Origin of the sequence: Bradyrhizobium sp. CCBAU 45389, assembly GCF_028128625.1 — a bacterium.
Lineage (GTDB): Bacteria > Pseudomonadota > Alphaproteobacteria > Rhizobiales > Xanthobacteraceae > Bradyrhizobium > Bradyrhizobium liaoningense_B.
In genome coordinates this window covers 63,493-82,948 of record NZ_LBIY01000078.1, presented here as the reverse complement: position 1 = coordinate 82,948, position 19,456 = coordinate 63,493, and the positions used below count along the sequence as shown (strand labels likewise).

The window sequence follows — 19,456 nt, the reverse complement described above, 5'->3', positions numbered from 1 at the left end:
ATGGCAAATAACAATCTGGCGCGCAAGACCGATTCTGACATCTATTCTCGGCTGGACGCCGCGATCGATGCGACCGTAAAGGTCAACGCCGATCGCAATGATCTGGAAAGTCGCTTTCCAAAAGAAAATCTGAGGGCATTGGCGGAGGCCGGCTGGACCGGCGTGTTGAACGAAACGCGCTTTGGGGGCCTCGGTCTTAGCCATGTTGATTTTGCCGAAGCCGCTTACCGCATCGGGCAGGCCGATGCGTCGACCGGCCTCGTCTACGTCATGCATGTCGGCGCGGCTCAGACGATCAGTCTGTTTGGTAACGACGACCAGAAGGAGCGCTGGCTCAAGGCGAACAATGGCGGCCTGCTTGGCACATATTCGACCAGCGAACGCGCCACCGGTGGGCACTGGTGGTATAACCTCTCCGAGGCTTCGCGCGACGGCGACAATTATCTTCTCAACGCAGAAAAGTCGTTCACAACGAGCTCCGGCCAGGCTGATTTCTATGTCGTGCAGACGCGCAGCCCGGGCGCCAAGGACCAGACCGACATCGTCTTCTTCATCGTTGACGGCAAGTCTGAGGGTATCGAATCCAAGCCTTGGGACGCGCTCGGTGTCCGCGGCAATCACTCAGGTCCGATCCGCTACAAGAACGTACGGGTGCCGCAGCGTGACCGACTCGGCGCTGAGGGACAGGGCAAGGAGATCATCTATGATGGCGTGTCCCCTGTCTATCTGATCGGGCTCGGTGCCGTCTGGGAAGGCGTCGCCCGCGGCGCATTGAACGCAGCGGTCAAACACGCCACGAGTTTCGTTCACAAGGATCGAAACAAGAGCCTGTCGGACTATCAGGCCATCCGGCAGGAGCTCGGGGCGGCCAAGGTGTTGGTCGAAACGTTGCGGCCGTGGCGCCTGGAGCTTGCGGCAAGGCTTGATGAGCTCTGGCGAGCCGGTAAGCCGCAGAGCGAGATCCTGATTCCTCTGACAGAGTTCAAGGTCCATGCCGCCGAGGTTGCGAACAAGGTCGCGGCAGCGGCACTCACGGTCACGGGAGGTTACGGCTATCACCGCGGACCCATCGAGCGCGCCTTCCGGGACGCGCGGGCGGCCATCGCCATGGGACCGTCGAATGTGATCGCTCGGGACTGGATCGGCAAGGCGCTGGTCGGGCTGCCGCTCGAGCTGTTCTACGACGGCGGAGAATAGACCCAAATTCGCCGAGCCGGCGGGGCGCTGGGCCCCGCTCGCTCCGGCCTCAGCGGCACGCGCCGCTTCGAAAGGGCGACTTCGTACCGTTCTGGAATCCTGCGCCACACGTGTGGGCTGCGCTATTGGAGGTGCATTTGGACGCCGGAGCCCACTGAGCAGCGAGAGTTCTCTTTCTCTGAAGAGTCGAAATCATCTGGATGAGCGTGTCTGCGAAGACTTTGCCGCAGCTGTCTATCTTGCCCTCTGCAAGCCCGCTCTCCATCGACCGCTTTACGCGATCGCTCGCTATACCGCCGAGCTTCCGCACGGCGACCGCGGCGGCAACGCCGAGATGCTCGTCCCTGCGTCAGCTGCGCCCACGCAGCGAGGACGTGCTGAAAGCTCTGGCGTGTCATGTTTCAGCACGCAAATCGGTGGAGCAATCTACGTCGGCCAGACATTGTCGCCAGTCTACGAACCGTGTCCGAATCGATCCGACCGATAATGTTGGTGCGGACGTAGATGGCAACATCCCCTTCGCTGAGAAGGTGCCGGGCAGCGCCTTCGATGAGACGCAGTCCCTTCTCCAGCTCAGGATCTGAGCCTGAAGATTGGCAGTGGCCCTCTGTAACCGTTGTAGCGCTGCATCCCGCCACTGCGTCGTGCGGAATAGGTTTTTCGTAGGGAATGTGACCTAGGCTTGGCGAATTTGCTCTGCGAAGCGAGCCAATCGGCGGCGTGCTTCCTGCGAAGGCAAGCGACATCGCGGATGGGAGAAGAGAGTATTCAAACCATCATGCAGCGTGCTGAAAGCCACGTGATTGCCGTCGGCGAACTGGTCGAATAGCCATAAGACCCCATGGATATCGATCCGTTCGGCGACGGCGAGCTCTCGCAATATCCCATCGCCGGTAAGCAAGGTCCATTGGCGGGACTCGGCGATCGCAAAGGCGAAGGTATCCGGAACAGAGAGACGTGCATTGCCCCGCCGAACTGTCGTGGCGCGGCTTAACTCGTCAGGCGTCAGGACCTCCACGCGAAGTCCCAACCCCACCAGCTCCTCGCCGAGTGCGCCGGTCAGCTCCCGATCAAAAAGTAGGTCGGGCACGGCAAACTCGAAAGGCAACGGAACAAATCCTTTAGGAGCTGCGCTCGCTCAAGGTCAATCAGGACCGATGTGTCGGAGACGAGAACTGGGACTTATCAAGCCGCCACCTGATCCAATCTGGCATCAAGTTCTCGAACCGATATCCCCAGTAGTTCAGCAGCCCGCGACTCCCCGATCATGCCTTCGGCCAGGGCTCGATAGCACAGCCGCTCAAAGCGCTTGGGTTCTTCCAGCTCCGGCTCCATCGTCTCCGGCTCCTGAAACGGCGCCGTCCTCCAACCTCGCTCTGCGAATATCTTGAACAGCCGGGCAAAGGCCGCCTGGCTGATAATTCCGAGATCCTTGCAACGATAGACGAGCGCCTGAATGCTCACGCCGAAGCGCTTCTTCAGAGCCACAAGCTCTCCGATGCTGATCGACGAACGATGGGCACCGATTTCGGCTCGCAGCACGTCGGCCGGCACCAAAAAGGCGCCGGCAAAGCGATGTGCCGCCTTTTCTTCGTCAATCCCTCCTGACGGCGCGATGACCATATGGCCGAGTTCGTGCGCGAGATTAAACCGCTTTCGCTCCGACCACGTGCTGCGCTTGATGACGATGACGCGCGCGGCCGCACGATCTTTGCGCCTGACCTTGGCAGCAAGGCCGTCGATATCGTCGAGATCGAACGAAAAGATCTTGATGCCACGCTCCTCGAGCAGTTCAGCAAGCTGGGGAATGGGGTCATTGCCGAGCCCCCAATCCTCGCGCACAGAGCGGGCCGCATCTTCTGCGTCGCGCAAGTCGGCAACGGGATGGGGCGCGCTGCGCGGCTGTTCCCAGTCGATACTGCGCATCTGAAGGAGATCCTCGACCGCGAGATAACGCTCGAGCATGTGAATGGCACGCGCCTCTAGGACGGCCTCCTCCTTGGACGAGGCTCCAACTTTCTTCCTGAAATCCACTCCCTCCAGGGCGATCTCATCTTCGTTAAGGAGATATTCTTCCGTCACACCGAGAGCCTTTGCCAGCGCAATGAGGACACGTGAGCTCGGCATGTCCTCATTTCTTTCATATTTTCCAATGGCTTGCGCTGAGACGATCCCGTCTATGGCGTCCGAGAGACCCCGCAGCGACAAGCCCGACGCCGATCGGGCGACTTTCAGCTTGTTTCCGATCATGGCGACCTCCTCTCGCTTTTGTTGGTTTCCAAGTCTACGATATATGTACAATTTTGTAAACTGGAAAGCCTTGAAATCGGGTAAACCAGCCCGCATATGAGGAACGATGTTGGCCCCTGTTGCCGGTTTTGTAAACCAGCCGACAACGGCGGCTCGCGGCATGATCGCGCCAGATTTGGGCGCCCGCCGGCTGTAGCCGAGCGGGAAGGAAGGGGTGAAATGGCGTTAAGCAATACCGAACTGCGTTACTACGACAGTAACGTCCTGCGCCTACCAGACGACAAGCGGAAGGAATATCACGAGCAGGTGGATCGCCTGATCGCCGAACTGTGCAAGGGCGTGCGCGACAAGACCGAGATCAAGATCACCAAGGTTGTGAAGGCGGGCTCGTTCGCCAAGTACACGATCCTGCGGAAGACCAGCGTCGATCCCGTTGATGTGGATGTCGTGTTCTACATTTCGGGGCGCGACGCCGACAAGGAGACGCTCGATAATCTGAACAACACTATCTACGACCTGCTGATCAAGCAGTACCCCAACAAGTCGGTTGAAGATTTCGAGATTCAGCGCAAGGCCGCGACTGTGACATTCGTCGGCACGGGGCTGAGCGTGGATATCGTCCCCGTCATCGAGGATGAAAAGCGGCCCGGTTACGGCTGGCAGTTCGATATCCATGATGGATCGAAAATCCAGACCTGCGCTCCCTGCCAGATCAAGTTCGTCCGCGACCGGAAGGATAAGGACACTGACTTCCGCACGCTAGTGCGCCTGGCGAAGAAGTGGCGCAATCATGCGGAGATCAAGCCGCTCAAGTCGTTCGCGATCGAGTTGATCATGGCCCATGTGCTGGAGACGCAGGGCAATTCCGGAGGCATCGAGCAGCGCTTCCGCAACTTCCTCCTCTATATCGCCCAATCGGGTCTAAAGGAGCAGATCAGCTTTCCCGAGAACAACCCGCCGTTCGGCACCTTTAATGATCCGGTGGTCATCCTCGATCCGGTTTACAGCCTGAACAACGTGACCAGCCGGATTTCCGAGGCCGAGCGCAAGGAGATCGTCGCGGCTGCGGACGCGGCATGGGAAACTGCCAATTTCGCATCCGCTGAAAATGACAATGAGGTCTGGAAAGAAATCTTCGGTCCTCGCTTCAAGACGGAGGACTGAGATGAGTCAGACCAGAACTGCGAGTGCCAGCGCTACCTATACATATGTCGACGTCGAAAATGTAGTGCGCCGCGTCAAGGCGGATCTCATCATGATCGCCGACAGTACCGGCGCCTGGACTGCCACTGAGGCAACGAATTACGCCCATGACATCGAGGTTTTGGCCAAAGCAGGCTATCTCAAATGGGTCGATGTCACGCTGTTCAGCCATGGCGTCGAAGTCAAAGCTGTCAGGTTCGAGGTCGATACCGATGCCGGGTCTCTGACGACGAGCCGGCCAGGCGGCGTCCGATGGCCGAAGGTCGAGGGGGCGCATCTTCGCATCGTTCTTAGTCATACCGATGCGTACACAAGCACAGCGCGCGAGGCCACGAAAGACAAGCTCAAGATGGGATGGGGACCGTCTTACGACGATACCAGTCATTCGTCGCTGACTTCTTCAGGCGGCCGCAATTACGTAAGCAACGCCTATGGCGTGCAAAGAAAGGATTGGGCGGAGTGAGTCAGCCGAGCATTTTTGATAGCGAAACCCCACTCCCAAGTGAGGCGCTCTCCAGGCGGGAAAACACGCTGTTGGGGTTTGCTGCACGCTATGCTCGCGTCCATGATCAGCTTCGGCTCTTGCTGAACGTGGGCGGTCTGGGCGAATGGAACCGCAAGCACCATGGCGGCAAACTGGCGATCTGTGATCTCGTCGCCGAGCAGTATCCGCTCGTGATCTTTCACGGCGATGTCGGAACCGGCAAGACGGCGATGGCCGAGTGCATTGCGAACAAGCTCGTGGCCGAGGCGCGAAGCGAAGATTCCATTCTCTTCAAGCTGTCCAACCGCGTCCGCGGCAGCGGGATGGTCGGCGAGATGGGAACACTCATCGCTGAGGCGTTTCGCAAGGTGATCCAGTCGGCCGGCAAGACTCGCCGGGCCATCCTGATCATCGATGAGGGCGATAGTCTCGGCGCCTCTCGGGCCCAGGATCATAGCCATCACGAGGACAAGGTGGCGGTGAACACCTTGATCCAGGGCGTCGACGATCTCCGGCAATATGGCGGCCGCATCGTTGTCATCCTTTGCACAAACCGGCTCTCGGTGCTCGACGCCGCACTCCGCCGACGCGCCGCAATCATCGAGGAGTTCAGGCGCCCGACGGATGAAGAGCGTCGGCAGCTCTTTCAGATGGATCTTTCTGGGCTGCGTCTCCCCCCGACCCAGATCTCGGAACTGGTGGCAGCAACGGGTGCGCGCGGCAGTTATCCAGCGTGGACCTATTCGGACATCCGCACGCGACTGTATCCCGCGGCGCTGGCCAAAGCCTTCCCACAGGAGCCGCTGCGGTTCGAACACCTGAAGTCAGTGGCTGCAGTGCTTCATGCCTCGCCTGTGATGGAGGACAAGTGATGGCTCGGTCTCCGCTGCTCGGTCGGCGCATCCATATCTCCGGCAGCATCGTTGAGGATGCGGCCGTAGCTACCGCTAGCGATGTCAACGCCGCGCGCGACCTGGTAGCCGCTTTGGTCAAGGAGCTCGTGAAGCGCGGCGCGAATTTCGTAATTCCAGTCGATGCTGAACCGGTGCGGAAATGCGATAGCCTGCCGATCTGCTTTGACTGGCTGATCTGGACGACGATCAAGAGTAATCTGACGCTGCGGCCTGCAAACGTACCGGGCCCGCTCGCAGTCGCAGTGCAGCATCACAAGTCAGAAGATCAAATTCCTGAGGAGTATGGCGCTCTCTGGGACGAGCTGCGCGCCTCGCCGCTGGTCAAGATCGAGAACGCTGCCCACTGGAACATGGCCAGCAAGCGCATGGAAGCGCAGGCGCGCTTCGGTGACATCTTGGTCGCGCTGGGTGGCTCCGAGGGGGTCCTCTTCCTGGCCAATCTTTATCATGATGCGGGCAAGCCCGTTGTTCCGCTCAACCTGGCTATCTGCCCCGAAACGACAGGCGCGAGACGCCTCTACAATTTCGGGCTGACCAGCAGCCAGAGCCGGCGGCTGTTTCAGATCGTCGAGGACGGAGACGTGCATGACTGGATCAACAAGATCCGCTTTCCGCCACGACAATCCATTTCCGATCGCGTTTCCGTGCTAATAGATCTCCTTGAGTCACTTGAGCGTCCCAAGGCCTTTGCCGTCCGGCTATTGAATCCTGATCTACCCGACTATGCTGACGTTCAGAATTACTTCGACACCGTGGTTCAGCCAGTGATCGAAGGCGAGCTGGGCTATCGCCTCGTCGTTATCGACGGCCGTCAGGCATATGAGCATTCCCGAATCGATCAGGAGATATTCGCGAAGCTCTATCGCAGTAGTGTGGTCCTCGCGGACATCACGGGGGCGCGGCCGAACTGCTTTCTTGAGCTTGGATATGCTCTCGGCCGCGGCCTGCCGACCATGCTAATGGTGCGAGAAGGCGCGAGTCTGCCTTTCGACATTACGACCTTCTCGGGACTGCATTGGAAGACAGCGGGCACTGTGGATGACAGGCGGCGAGCTTTCCGCGAACACTGGCAAGCCATCCGCAACCGACCCTCACTGGTTCAAGCGAAGCCTTTGATTTCATGAACAACAAGCGCGAGGTCTTCGTCTCGGTCGATGTGGAAGCCGCCGGTCCAATTCCCGGCGAGTTCAGTCTGTTGTCGATCGGCGCCTGCTCCGTCTACCAGCCAGAAAAGACATTCGCCTGCGAGCTGAAACCAACCAGCCAGAACTTCGATCCTAAAGCCCTGGAGGTGAGCGGGTTGTCTCTGGACGAACTCGCGCGAGGAGGGCTTGCGCCTGCCGATGGCATGCAAGCCTTTGCTGACTGGCTCTCGACGATCACCGGTCGAAATGAAACGCCGGTATTCGTCGGGTTCAACGCGCCGTTCGATTGGTCTTTCGTAAACTACTATTTCCATCGGTTTTGTGGAAGAAATCCCTTTGGCTTCACGGCGCTTGACATCAAGGCACTGTATATGGGGGCGACCGGCTGTCGTTGGGTCGATACCCGCTCGAGCAAGATTGCCGAAAGGCTGAAACCAGTCTTGACTGGGACGCATGATGCCCTTCGCGATGCATTGTATCAGGCCGAGATCTTTCGGCTAATTCGGTCTGAGCTCGTCGGCAGAAACTGATACGAGGTCTCAGCCCTGGCTGCTGTCGCGCATCTCGAAGCCGTCGTATTCAGAAGCTGCGATGACTGCGGTCGCGCCCCTATGCCGAGTATGCATAGCAAGACAGGCTAAGAACACAGCAAGATCGCCATGCACCTCTTAAGAACATCTTGGTCGGACTTTCGGTCAGCCGAACGACAAATCTCCGGAAAACGCGATACACCACTTTCGCCGATCAGGCCTTTTGACGCAATAAGGCAACAACCTGTTGCACAAATTCGGTCCATGCATCAGCGAACGTGCGCATATGCTTGAGGTTCGGGGCGGATAGCCCGGTCATCTCGGCGAACGCGCCGAAGGTCTTCGCCTAGGCGTCGATGACCTTCGCGCCCACTTCCCATATCGCGTCCGATGATCAGTAAGCGAGATCCAGTCACCGCGCGCCGGAACGTAGCTGTATGCGCATTCGGCTCCCCCTTCAGTCCGATATCGCCGAGGTTCTGCAGGCGAAACGCAGGCCGCGCATGCTATGTCCAATCGATGGTGATCTCCGGCTCGGTTCGGAGTGAGCTGTGGCCGCGCTAGCGGGTCGTCGCGAGAGGGGGATGAGGGGCGGACGCTTATGCGGCTTCTTGCAGCACGGTCTTCCGTCTCTTCTTGGCCAGCAATTCGCGGACGAACTTGTCCCACCTGATCATGGCCACACGCTTCTCCGGCATATAATTCCAACGGTCGTAGCTCTTGGAGCTAACATCCTGGAGGGTGTGGTTTTGCAATCGGTCTCGGATCTCTTTCGACAGGCCGGCCTTGCCGGCGAGTGTCTTCCATGTCCGTCGAAGGTCGCGGTTCGTCACCACAGGAATGACTTCGCGGTCCCGTTGGCGCCACATGAATGAATAGAGCGTACCGTGGCTGACTGGCTTGTTCGGATCGGTCGCCGACGGGAAGAACCACCCATGCTCATTCGGTTTGATCGCCTCTATGAGCTCGGCCGCAATTTTTGGCACGGGAATGGCGTGAGGTTTGCCATTTTTCGTCTTTGACCAGTCGATTATTCGCTCCGCTGCATCCCATTGGTCGACATGCAATCGAGCGATCTCTTCGACGCGCTGACCGGTCAGCATGAGAATTCTGACAGCGCGTGTGTAAGGCGGGTGAACCGGCGCATCGGGGCATTCGAGCCAACGATAGAGACGCACGAATTCTTCTTCGTTGAGCCAGCGCGTGCCCACGTTTTTGGGTTCTGTTGGAATGCCTGCAGCCGGATTGTAAGCGAGACGAAAGCGGCGGGGTGACGTGGTGCGGTAGTCGTGTTCGGACTTCAAGCCCCAGCTGTAAGCCGATCGGATGTAGCTGCGAACGTGATCAGCCATTGAACGTTTGCCGCGTTCATAGATCGGGCGGATGACCTCTCTGATTTCGTCAGGCTCGATGTCGCGGGCGGGGCGGTTACGGCCGAGAATATCGGCGATCTTGTTCAATCCTTTTTCCGCTTCCTTCCAGGAAGGCTTTCCTTCAGCCTTGAGCGAACCGACGTAGGCTTCGAATAGATCGGCAACGGTACCGGGCCGCGTGTCGCCCGCGATCTTAATGCTCCGGCCCTTTTGGATCATGTCGGCGTAGTCGCGCTTGAATACTTCGCGCGCCTGGCTCAGGCTCATCGAGGGATAGGAGCCAAGCTTTTTCTTGAGGCGCTTCTGGTCTCGCCACTGCTGCGCCATCCAATCCGCCGTGACGCGGGTTGGCATCGGCTTCATCACAAGGATGAGGCGACCCGTCCCGTGACCGTCGCCATCCACAAGGCTCAGCTGCTTTCCGGCCTCTTCGACCTGCTTAAGAGCGCGGCGTATTTGGCCATCTGTGAGGCTCGGCACTGGGGTCTCCCTTGGGCTTTGGAGTGGGGTCAGCAGATGGGTTGCAGGGGTCTGCAACTGGGGTCAAAAAGCGCTTCGATCCCCCTTAAAACCGACCCCAATATGCCATAGTGTGCGACTCTGCGACAAGCCGAAAAATCGTTGTTATTCAAAGTGCTGAGGCGTGATCAGGCGTGATCGAAAAGGGCCGAGTGGGATGGTTGCCCGTAAGCCTTCGTGGCGGGGCTAAGCTGAACCATCGCCATGCTGGCTGCCCGATGATGCGCCTGGCACGGCTGCTGCCAATTCGTGCATCATTTGTCGGCGGTCAGCGGCCGCCAATGCGCAAAGCCCAGATGCGTTTGCCTGACTCGCCATCGAGAGTGATGGCGCACTCGACACGATTCGAACGTATCGGAGGGCGCTCTATCCAGCTGAGCTAAGGGTGCATTCCACTTGTCGTCTACGCCGGTCGACCAGCGATGGTCAACTGCGTCGGCTCGCCTCCGATCTCCTTCGCGGCCCAAAAGAACTTGACACCTGCCTTCGAAGAGCAAAGCCAATCCGTCCAAGCACCGAGCAACTATCAAACCTCAGAGGTGACGGACTGAAACAGCAGGCGTATCGAGGCAAGGTGATGATCGTCCGGAACGGGATTGTTTGGGCGCCATGAACGAGCCAAAAAAATGCCGCTTCGTCAACGAAACAAGCTTAGTGTCCTCGGCGAGATCGGGCATGCTCGGCGCGGCGGGTTCAGGAAACGCTGTCAAACTCGCTTTCTTCGACGTGGGGAACTGGATGTGTGACGAATACGTTTGATCGAGCCTAACCCGACGACAAGGTTATCTGCACGGTGGAAACGGCTGCCGACTGAAACCGCAGCGCTCAGGAGATGTCACCGCGTTCGGAAGGCGGTGTTTTCGGCAAACTGAAGGTTCGCGACTTGCTAGGTACAGCGGGACTCGGTCCCCTTCGGATGAACGCGAAGAAACGGCTGACGCTAGCGCCGAGGCACGAGCGATCTCAGTGCAGGCTTGACTCATTTGCTTAAGGCACCGGACGTGCGTTCCGTTCGCCGCAAAAAAACAGTTCGGCGGGTTGCATGTATGACGTGGTTGGTATCGGAATTGGTCCCTTCAATCTCAGCCTTGCCGCTCTCGTAAAGCCGACGGGCCTGCGGTGTGTGTTTTTTGAAGATAAGCCCGGTTTTTCCTGGCACGCCGGCATGGCCTTTTCCAGCGCCAGGTTACAAGTGTCACATCTCAAAGATTGTGTGTCGCTCGTAGATCCAACCAGTCCGTTCTCATTTCTCAATTTTCTGCTTCAGACCGGACGACTCCATGCGTTCGTCAATCGACGGTCCGGCGGGGTCTCCCGCAATGAGTTTGGTCAGTATTACGCCTGGGTTGCAGATCAGCTTCCGTATCTCAGATTTGGACAAAAAGTACTGGACGTGTGCTCCGAAACCACACATTTCCGCGTCTTGACAAGCCAGACGGAATGTCGCGCTCAACACGTCGTGCTTGGGCTCGGAATCTGTCCTGACGTCCCGGATTGCGCGCGGCCGTTGTTAGGCGAACGTGTCTATCACGTAGCAGAGTATCTAAATAGACCGCCGCTAGCCGCGGGAGAACGGGTCTTGCTCGTGGGTGCCGGGCAAAGCGGCAGCGAGGTGATGGAACAGTTGCTCTCCGGCCCACCCCTGAAGCAGATACTTTGGGTTACCCTCTACGATAACCTCGAACCAATGGATGATTGCGCATTCACGAACGAGTTCTACACGCCCGCCTATTTGCGCCACTTCCAAACTAAGGCCCTCTCGCGTCGACGAGAATGGGTGCAGGCCAAGAGGCTGAGCAGCGATGGAGTGTCGCGGGATCTCGCAAATCAGCTATTCTCCCAAATATATGAACACCGCTTCGTCGAGAACAAGAACGCCGGCGTCCAGCTGGTTGTCAGTGCTCGCCTTGACAGCCTGCGGCAGAACGATGCGGCTTTCGAAGCTGTCCTCAAGTGTACCGAGACAGCAGTAACGCGCAGGGTGGCGGTCGATCGTGTGATCCTTGCCACTGGTTTTGTGTCAAACACTGCGCCATTTCTTGACCGGATCATGCAGCTCGCCTGCACTGAGAATGGTTTGCCCAAGATCAGAGCAGATTGTTCACTGGAGAGTCGGATTGCCCTACCAGGCAAGATCTACCTCCAGAACAGAACACGCATCCAGCACGGTTTACAAAACCCGAATCTGTCTCTCGTCGCGTACCGCAACGCAACCATCATCAACAGCATCATGGGAAAGGAGTTCTATCCGCTGAACTCGAACCGCTCAATGCTTTCGCGTGTGGCCGAATTGCGAGAGGAGCGATGAAAAAGCTGCGCGACAACGTGGCTACCCGCCACTTCAACGCATCGAAGTTCTCTCTCGAGAGAGGCGAGTCCACAAGCTTTGACTGCCATGCCGATCACGAGATGCTGTTCGTGTTCTCCGGCGTCGGCGAGGTTACCTATGGTGACGGAACGCTTTCCACGGAGCAGCTCACCCCCGGAGACATGATACTGATGCCGCCGTTCGCTGCCCATCTTATAAAGAACACAGGAGCAGAAACCCTTGTGATGGGAAATGTGTGGTGGGAGGACCGGCAGACCATTGACGAACGGGTCAAGGCACCGAAAAGCGAGCGCCGTCTGCGCGTGGTTCTGCCAAGCTTTACGACACCCAATGGACGCATGCATCTCGGCCATCTGGCCGGGCCGGTCGTCGCTGCTGACATATTTACCCGGGCGCAACGGACACTCGGGTTCGATTGTTACCAGCTTTGTGGCTCATTGGGCTTTCAGACGCATGTGGGGATAACCGCTGCGCGCGAAGGGCGAAGCTATCGTGAAACGTCGCGAATGTACTCGGATGATTTCCTCGCCAATTACCGTCTGCTGAAAATAGATTTCGATGTGTTCGCGACGCTGGATGAGCTTCCGCGGTTCGAAGAGATCGCGCGCGAGTTCTTGAGCGCCCTGGACGCCTGCGGCCATCTGATCGAGAAAACCACTCGCGTTCCGTACTGTGAGCATGGGCACGGATACCTGTTTGAAGCAAACGTGCGAGGCTTGTGTCCGCACTGCGGCGAAAAAATAAGCTCGGAATGTGAGAACTGCGGGCTGTTTGTGCCTGATGAAGAACTGGTGGATCCGGTGTGCAATCACTGCGACCGCGCAGCAGCATGGCGCCCGCTAAAGCGCATGTTCGTGCCACTAGAGCCGCATCGGGTCGTGCTCGAGCGGCTCCTGATGTCGGGGGCCTACGTCGGCAAAATGCCGGATTTCGTCGCCAAGGTGCTGCAGCACAAGCTACCGAACATTCCACTCGGAATCTCTTCATCGGAGGGAGTCGCTCTCCCGTTCCGCGGGCAAGAGGACCTGAAGCTCTATTCGGCTGTTGAGCTCGTCCCCCGCTTCTTGACGGCACAGGATATGCTCGCCTCCAGTGCGGAACTCGGCTCGGGCGAAGTAGAGCTTGCGCTGTTCTTTGGCTCCGACAACGCGTATCTGCGCTGCATCATCTTTCCGATTTTGCTGCACCTTTTTGATGCCAGCAGATTTCGCATCGTGGGGTTTTTTGCCAACGAATTCTACCAACTTGACGGCTACAAGCTCTCCACCTCTCGGGGCCATGTCATATATGCTGATGATCTCATTCGCCGGGGAATTCCCGCCGACTGGCTGCGCTTATATGTTTGCCATACGCGTCCTGCGGTTGCCGCGACGAGCTTTAGCCTTGGTGAAGCGTTCGATTGGATCGAACGGCGCCGCAGACGACTCGCATCCGTCATTCAGATTATCAGCAACGCGGTCGAAACGCATCACCGCGGGACAGTGCCGGAGCCCGGCACTTGGGAGCGCCTGCATCGCGCATTTTATCAGCAGCTTTGCGAGCGCCGGCATGAGGGCGGGCGGCTATTCTCGGTCGAAGGTTTCGAGCCGCGGCAGATCGCAGAGTTAATCGATCGCTTGCTTCGCGATCTTGACAGGTTTGCAGTAGAATCGCTGCACTCTCGCTATCATCCGGGCATCGAGCGCGCCGCTTGCGCTCTCAGTCTTGTGGGCCTGCGGCTGTGGGCGACGCTTGCCTGGCCTGTGATGCCTGAGCTGTGCACCGCAGTCCTAGCGCGCCTCGGGAGCCGAGAAACGCCATGTCTGAACCGCGCCTTGCAGTGGGTTCCCGCCGGGCGATCCTTTGACATTGGAGGCTGGGCTGCATGACGGAGTTTCTACTCTATATCAATTATCGCCGACTCATACGAGAAAGCATTCGTGCATTCGAAGCGGCGCATCGGCTCGGTTACCGCGTTGCCGTGCTTGGTCAGCCGCTGCCCCCGGAACTTGCCAGCTACGTCGACGAGTGGCGTCAATGCAATCCGGCGAGCCTTGACTCGCTTGAGAGCGCGGTCGAGGAGTTCAGAAACTCTATCCAAATCGCCGGTGTGGTCTGCTTTACGGAAACTGCTGTCGAAGCCTGCGCCATCGTTGCCGCGAAATTGCGGCTGCCCGGGTTGCCGCGGGCATCCGTGTCTGGGGTGCGGGACAAATCGATACTGCGCGAGCGAACCCAGTCGGTTTCCGGCGTCACGCACCGCCTTTTGCACAATGATAGCGATCTGGAAGAGTTCATCGGTGTGGCGGGGCTCCCCGTCATCGTCAAGCCGTTGAATGCCTCGGGCAGCACCGGAATTTATCTCATTCGCGAGTCTGCCGACCTGGATGTCTTTCATTCCAGTAGCAAGAAGATCGGAAATCCGACGTACGACCCGACCTTGCGCCGGGAAACGCTCACGTTCCTGGCCGAACGTTATATCGCCGGGCAGGAAGTGAGTGTGGAAGGATACGTCTCCCACGGTGAAGTCACCGTTGTCGGGATCACGCACAAGCTCACCTCGGATCCTTATTGCCTAGAGGTGCGGCATATCTTCCCTGCCGACCTCGACGGTGAGATGCGCGGCATGATTGAAGAAAAGGCCAAAGACTGCGTGCTGGCGCTGCGTCTTGACAATGCATCCTTCCACCTCGAAGGCAAGTACGACGGCCCGCAGTTCACGGTCATTGAGGTCGCTGCCCGGCCGGGCGGGGATTACATCGCGTCGCATCTTGTCCCGCTTGCGTTGCAATATGACTTTTACGAAAACCTTGCTCGCATTGCAGTGGGCACGGTGCCTCTCCCCCCGCCCGCGCCGCAGCGCGTGGCAGGGATCCATTACGTCTTGGCCCAACAGGAGGGGCGGCTGCTCGGCTACCATGGCCTTGAGGCGGTTCTCGATCACCCTTGGGTTGAGCAGGCGATCGTCGAAACATCGGTCGGTACACACATTGTGCTTCCGCCAAACGATTTCCGTCTTCAACGTCTGATCGCGGTGATCAGCACCGCGCCGAGCCAAGCACTGCTCACAAAGCATCTCGATTGGGTATCGAAGACGATCACCCCGGTCTTCGCCCGCGAGTGAAACATGCAGGCTGACGTCATAGGCGCTGGTACGATGGGCAGGGGAATGGCGGCGCTCCTGCGCGAAGCGTTTCCGCGGTGGACGGTCCGTCTCATCGATCGCGATATGAGCGCGCTCACAGCTGCGCGAGACGCGTGGAGATGCGAGATCTTGTGCACCGACCAGCCGCAGCACGCAGGCCTCGCACCCGTCGTAATCTGTGCCGCCACGTGGCCGGTAACGCTCGGCGTGATCGAGAGCCTGGCGGGCCGCGCTGCACGTGGCTTGCTTGTGAGCATCAGTCGGCCCGCTAACAAGGACATGCCACGCGTGCAGCAGGCGCTGATCCAAGCTCCGACTCTTGCGGTGGTTCTGCCCTGCGGGCTGGAGCCGGGGCTGACGGAGATCCTGGCCTGCTATTTGCTGGAATCCACTCAGGAGGTGCAATCCCTTCGTATGTGCTGCGGTGGGATTGTGGTGCCACGCCCGGCCAATCCTCTCGGCTACAAAAGGCTCTTCGGAACTTCCCACCTCCCGCTCGCGAAGCGCGACGCCTATTGCATCCGCGATGGCGCCCTCTGCGTCGTTCCGCGCTTTTCCGATGTTCAGCAGCTCGCCTGGCCCGACATCGGAGTTCTTGAGCACTGGCATGACGGGATGCAACCGAGGCTATCGGAATATCCGAAATTGTCTCGGCCGGGAGCCAATGTCGACCAACGCACGTTGCGTTGGACGGGACATGCCGAAGTGGTCGCGTTGCTACACCATCTCGGCGTCCTGGCCGAGGATGCCGTAGATAGAGATACCGGGCTCACCTCAAAGCAGCTTTTCGAACGCGCCGCTCAGCGGACTCTTGGCCTGGCCGAAGGCGAACAGACAGTGACGCTTCTAGCAATCGATCTCGCCGGGCTTCGGCACGGACGACGGCACATGCACAGCTTGCGGCTTAATTTCACCGACCGCCCCGATATACGCTCGATGGCTCTTGCTACCTGCTTGCCAGTGATCTTCCTGATCAACTGCCTGATCAGCGCCGGAAACGCCGTTAGCGGATTGCATTACCCTGAAAACATCATCACGCCCCGGATGACGCCAGGCCTGCTCAGATGGCTGGCGCATCAAGGTGTGGCGATAACAATGGATAGATCCGGTGACAATGCAGAAAGAATTGCTGGTCTTGGGTGGAGTAAGCTCGATTCAGTCCCGCCACGTTTATGATCAGGCGCGCGCGCAAGGCCTGCGGGTGGTGTTGACGGACAGGCCCGAGCGTCTTGAGCCGGCCGGTCAGCTGTCGGATTTCGCCGATGAGGCCCATCCGCTCGATTTCGAGGATGTGAGCGCCTGCCTCGACTGGGTCAGTACCTATCCCCGGCGTGAGCTCCTTGCAGGAGTATTCAGCTTCAAAGAGAAAGCGCAGCCGGCGATCGCCGGACTTGTTCGCCGCTTTGGATTCAGGGGCCCGGGTGAACGTGCGCATGAGTGCACCACCAATAAGTCGGTTTGCCGCGAAACGTTGCGGGCAGCCGGGTTTGCGCAGCCGGAAATGGTGGTGTGCCGATCAGGCGAGGCGGTCGATCGAGCGTTCGCCGAGCTCTCGCGCCGGTATCGCAGGCTTATTCTCAAGCCGATGACCGGTTACGGCAGTGAGAGCGTCTTTCTGCTGGATAGTGCGACGTCTGTTGCCGTTGCGTTGGCGCAGGTTAGGCCGTCGGCCGAGCGACCATTCCTGCTCGAATCGTTTGTCCAGGGGCGAGAGTTCAGCGCGGAAGGGGTGTGTGTCCGTCGCTTGCCAATGGTCTTGAGTCTGACCCGAAAATTCCTGATCGGTGATCGCAATTTCGTCGAGTGCGGCCATGTCGCGCCGGCAGATCTCGCACCTTCCCTGAGTGAGCGCGCGATCAGCCTTGTGCAGGGCGCCGTTCACGCCGTCGGGCTGACTTTCGGCATATTCCATGCGGAATTCTGGGTTTGCGATACCGGTGAGATCGTTATGGGCGAAATTCATTCGCGACCCGGAGGCGATTACATTACGCACCTGACCCAGTACGTGACCGGCATCGCGTATTACGGCAGCGTCTTCGCCCAGATGCTGTGCCCGGAGGCCGGCCTGGTGATGCTTTCATCGGAAAGATACGGCGCGGCCGGCATCCGATATTTCCTTCCGCCCGCTGGCAAGGTGCGGCAAATAGCCGGATATGACCGGTTGGCCGAAATGCCCGGCTATGCCGGTGCCGAGTTGACGATCAAGGTCGGCGATACCGTGAAACCTGTCTGCCACTCGTTCGATCGTGTTGGTCATGTGCTTGCCACCGGGGCAAGCGCTGGCGAAGTCGACGACCGGCTCGCCCGTATGATTATGACGGTCACCATCGCCGTTCAATAAAAAGCCTGTGCGCCACCATGCTGAAACTGAAACCCGCACAGCGAAAATTCTGCAATGTATTTGCTCTGAATTTCCTCAACAACTACGGCTACTTTGCGCCGCTCTCCGCGCTTGGCCTCTATCTTCTCGATCGATCCCTCTCGGCGGCTCAGGTCGGTACTCTCTTGCTGCTGCTGTCCGCTTCCGGGCGAGCCTCACGTGCCGTGTTCGCTCCGCTGCTTGATCGCACGCCCACCCGTTATGGTTTGACGATAGCCTATCTCGTGATGGGCGCGGGCCATATAATGGTGGCAGAGAGCGCCGCGCCTGTCGGAACCGCGCTCGGACTGGTTTTGGTCGGCACTTCTTACGGCGCCTGCAGCCTCCTGCTGCGGCTCATTACGGTCCACCTGGTGGAAGATCGATCAGTCCGTTTGACGCTGGCGAAGTTCGCCGTAGGAACGAATATCGCCGCCACGCTCGGACCGTTGCTCTCGAGCCTGATGTACGTGCAAATCGCACCAAACGCTCCTTTTCTCTTCACCGGCGTGGTGATGTTATTGGCTGGACTGCTCTGCCATGCCTCGTTGGGCAAGGGTCTGCACGTTCCGGATCGCCCTGGCAGTTGGTGGAAGCCACTGCTGCACAGCATAACGCGGTCCGACCTCCGTCTGGTATTCGTTGCAACTGCCTTTACTTGGTTCGCTTTGGCCCAGATCTTCTCATTTGCACCGATCGTACTCGGCCGCTTGCTGGCAGGCCCGCAGATTGTTTGGACGATTGCCGCCCTCAATGCAGCCTTGGTAGTTGGGGCATCGATCCCGTTAATGAAGACGCTCGATCGCGCGCATGCAGAGGACGTCGACATGTTGATCTTATCGGCCGTCCTGATCACGGCGTGCTTCGCGCTGTTATCAGCCCTTCTGAACTTGTTTACGCTTTACCTCGCCGTCGTATTGTTGACAGTTGTGGAGATTGTCGCCCTGCCATCGTTGTCTGTATTGCTCGTACGGAATACCCCAGGAAGGGATCACCTCGCCTTGCTAGGCATTAACGCTGTCGCTATGGGTATTGGAGAAGCGCTCGGCACATTTGCTGGCGCTCTGCTCAGCACATCAGGGCTTCAAAACACGTTCGCTTTCGCGGCGATCGCCGCCCTTTATGCCCTGGGCACGATTTGGCTCTACAGCTTTCGCGGTGAGATGCTGGGCCGGAAACCCACGCAGGACGGCGTTGACCTCGGGTAGCAGTTGAGGAGATTCCCTCACCCTAGAATTACGAAGCTGCGCATACAGCAAGCGACATTTGTACATCCGTGCATGCCGACCTTACACAGTCCCGCGGCTCGCACCATGAGTCTTGCTCGCCGGAAGCGCATCGCCGAAGTCGATGAGCAGCTCGATCGTAATAGAGTATGACGTTTACGGTTTTTTCTTCACCGAGCGTCCTGTGCCAATCGCGTCGTTGGCACCAACCCGCTCCTTCTACGTCACGTCCTACTCCAAATGTCTTGCGCCAGCCTTTCGGCTGGGCACATTGACGGTCCCGGCAGCCTACACTGCTCAAACTGAGCTCCTTCTGCACGCCTCCGCCTGGTTTGTGGCTCCGATACCGAGTGAGGTGGTGGTGCGGCTGATCGACGGCGGTCAGCTTGAAACGCTTCTGCGCGAGCGGCGCCTGCAGGCGCTTGAGCGCTACCGCGTGATCCTGCATATCTTTCCGAAAGCCGCAAAACTCCAGTTTCCGGCCTTCTACGGATGGTTGCCATTGCCTCAGGAGTGGTCCGCAGATCAATTTGCCGCCGCCGCCGCCCGCGGTCGCGGCATACTTGTGATCCCACGCATTGCGGCCGCGGTTGGGAAGGGCGACCCCGGCGCAAGCCGCATTTGCCTTGGCGCGCCTAGAGATGTTGTCGCACTGTCTGATGTGCTCCAGACTCTGCGGAATATCCTGGCTCGGCACGCAATAACGTTGTTTCTGTAGCCTGACCTGGGATCCCGTCGGCCAGAGGAAAGACTTACGCTACGCAGCCCGTCGCGGAATCGTACTCTCGACCAAACGCAAGAAT

Annotated in this window: 16 protein-coding genes; 13 read left to right on the top strand and 3 right to left on the bottom strand. The window is 58.7% G+C overall.

Annotated elements, in window-relative coordinates:
- A complete protein-coding gene (locus XH79_RS11125; RefSeq protein WP_271528058.1) occupies positions 1 to 1,197 on the top strand; it encodes an acyl-CoA dehydrogenase family protein in 1,197 nt (398 codons plus the stop codon).
- Positions 1,198 to 1,873: 676 nt separating this feature from the next.
- On the opposite strand, the gene XH79_RS11120 is transcribed toward XH79_RS11125, so the two are convergent.
- Both XH79_RS11120 and XH79_RS11115 read right to left on the bottom strand, forming a co-directional pair.
- Positions 1,874 to 2,305 carry a hypothetical protein gene (locus XH79_RS11120; protein WP_271528059.1) on the bottom strand — a complete coding sequence of 144 codons (432 nt, stop codon included), beginning with the start codon at positions 2,303 to 2,305 and terminating at the stop codon, positions 1,874 to 1,876.
- Between the two features lie 77 nt (positions 2,306 to 2,382).
- Entirely contained in the window at positions 2,383 to 3,447 is a 1,065-nt protein-coding gene (locus tag XH79_RS11115; protein WP_128948148.1) for a helix-turn-helix domain-containing protein, read from the bottom strand.
- Positions 3,448 to 3,666: 219 nt separating this feature from the next.
- On the opposite strand from XH79_RS11115, the gene XH79_RS11110 reads away from it, so the two are divergent.
- From XH79_RS11110 to XH79_RS11090, 5 genes are read left to right on the top strand one after another with little or no spacing between them, the layout of a single operon-like run.
- Positions 3,667 to 4,611 (top strand): CBASS oligonucleotide cyclase, encoded by a 945-nt coding sequence (locus tag XH79_RS11110; RefSeq protein WP_128948186.1) that lies wholly within the window; start codon positions 3,667 to 3,669, stop codon positions 4,609 to 4,611.
- Between the two features lies 1 nt (position 4,612).
- Positions 4,613 to 5,113 (top strand): HORMA-1 domain-containing protein, encoded by a 501-nt coding sequence (locus XH79_RS11105; protein ID WP_128948147.1) that lies wholly within the window; start codon positions 4,613 to 4,615, stop codon positions 5,111 to 5,113.
- Positions 5,110 to 6,006, top strand: coding sequence for an AAA family ATPase (locus XH79_RS11100; protein WP_128948146.1), 897 nt, complete (start codon positions 5,110 to 5,112; stop codon positions 6,004 to 6,006). Before XH79_RS11105 ends, XH79_RS11100 begins: the two co-directional genes overlap by 4 nt.
- Complete coding sequence (locus tag XH79_RS11095) at positions 6,006 to 7,172, top strand: hypothetical protein (RefSeq protein WP_128948145.1); 1,167 nt, start codon at positions 6,006 to 6,008, stop codon at positions 7,170 to 7,172. Before XH79_RS11100 ends, XH79_RS11095 begins: the two co-directional genes overlap by 1 nt.
- Complete coding sequence (locus XH79_RS11090) at positions 7,169 to 7,723, top strand: 3'-5' exonuclease (RefSeq protein ID WP_128948144.1); 555 nt, start codon at positions 7,169 to 7,171, stop codon at positions 7,721 to 7,723. Before XH79_RS11095 ends, XH79_RS11090 begins: the two co-directional genes overlap by 4 nt.
- Positions 7,724 to 8,322: 599 nt before the next feature.
- Here XH79_RS11090 and XH79_RS11085 read toward each other — a convergent pair.
- The gene (locus XH79_RS11085; protein ID WP_128948143.1) at positions 8,323 to 9,576 is read right to left on the bottom strand and encodes a tyrosine-type recombinase/integrase; all 1,254 of its coding nucleotides are present in this window, start codon (positions 9,574 to 9,576) and stop codon (positions 8,323 to 8,325) included.
- A 1,081-nt stretch (positions 9,577 to 10,657) separates the two neighbouring features.
- On the opposite strand from XH79_RS11085, the gene XH79_RS11080 reads away from it, so the two are divergent.
- From XH79_RS11080 to XH79_RS11050, 7 genes are all read left to right on the top strand, one after another.
- Positions 10,658 to 11,923, top strand: a complete 1,266-nt coding sequence (locus XH79_RS11080; protein ID WP_271528061.1) for a lysine N(6)-hydroxylase/L-ornithine N(5)-oxygenase family protein — start codon at positions 10,658 to 10,660, stop codon at positions 11,921 to 11,923.
- Positions 11,920 to 13,812: a class I tRNA ligase family protein gene (locus XH79_RS11075; RefSeq protein WP_128948141.1), complete on the top strand. Its 1,893-nt coding sequence runs from the start codon at positions 11,920 to 11,922 to the stop codon at positions 13,810 to 13,812. The genes XH79_RS11080 and XH79_RS11075 overlap by 4 nt, the downstream gene beginning before the upstream one ends.
- Positions 13,809 to 15,047 carry an ATP-grasp domain-containing protein gene (locus XH79_RS11070; RefSeq protein ID WP_128948140.1) on the top strand — a complete coding sequence of 413 codons (1,239 nt, stop codon included), beginning with the start codon at positions 13,809 to 13,811 and terminating at the stop codon, positions 15,045 to 15,047. Before XH79_RS11075 ends, XH79_RS11070 begins: the two co-directional genes overlap by 4 nt.
- A 3-nt stretch (positions 15,048 to 15,050) precedes the next feature.
- Positions 15,051 to 16,244, top strand: coding sequence for a saccharopine dehydrogenase C-terminal domain-containing protein (locus XH79_RS11065; RefSeq protein ID WP_271528062.1), 1,194 nt, complete (start codon positions 15,051 to 15,053; stop codon positions 16,242 to 16,244).
- Complete coding sequence (locus tag XH79_RS11060; protein ID WP_271581683.1) at positions 16,183 to 17,409, top strand: ATP-grasp domain-containing protein; 1,227 nt, start codon at positions 16,183 to 16,185, stop codon at positions 17,407 to 17,409. Before XH79_RS11065 ends, XH79_RS11060 begins: the two co-directional genes overlap by 62 nt.
- A 17-nt stretch (positions 17,410 to 17,426) precedes the next feature.
- Positions 17,427 to 18,635: an MFS transporter gene (locus XH79_RS11055; RefSeq protein ID WP_271528063.1), complete on the top strand. Its 1,209-nt coding sequence runs from the start codon at positions 17,427 to 17,429 to the stop codon at positions 18,633 to 18,635.
- Between the two features lie 142 nt (positions 18,636 to 18,777).
- The gene (locus XH79_RS11050; RefSeq protein WP_333921682.1) at positions 18,778 to 19,371 is read left to right on the top strand and encodes a hypothetical protein; all 594 of its coding nucleotides are present in this window, start codon (positions 18,778 to 18,780) and stop codon (positions 19,369 to 19,371) included.
- Positions 19,372 to 19,456: the final 85 nt, after the last annotated feature.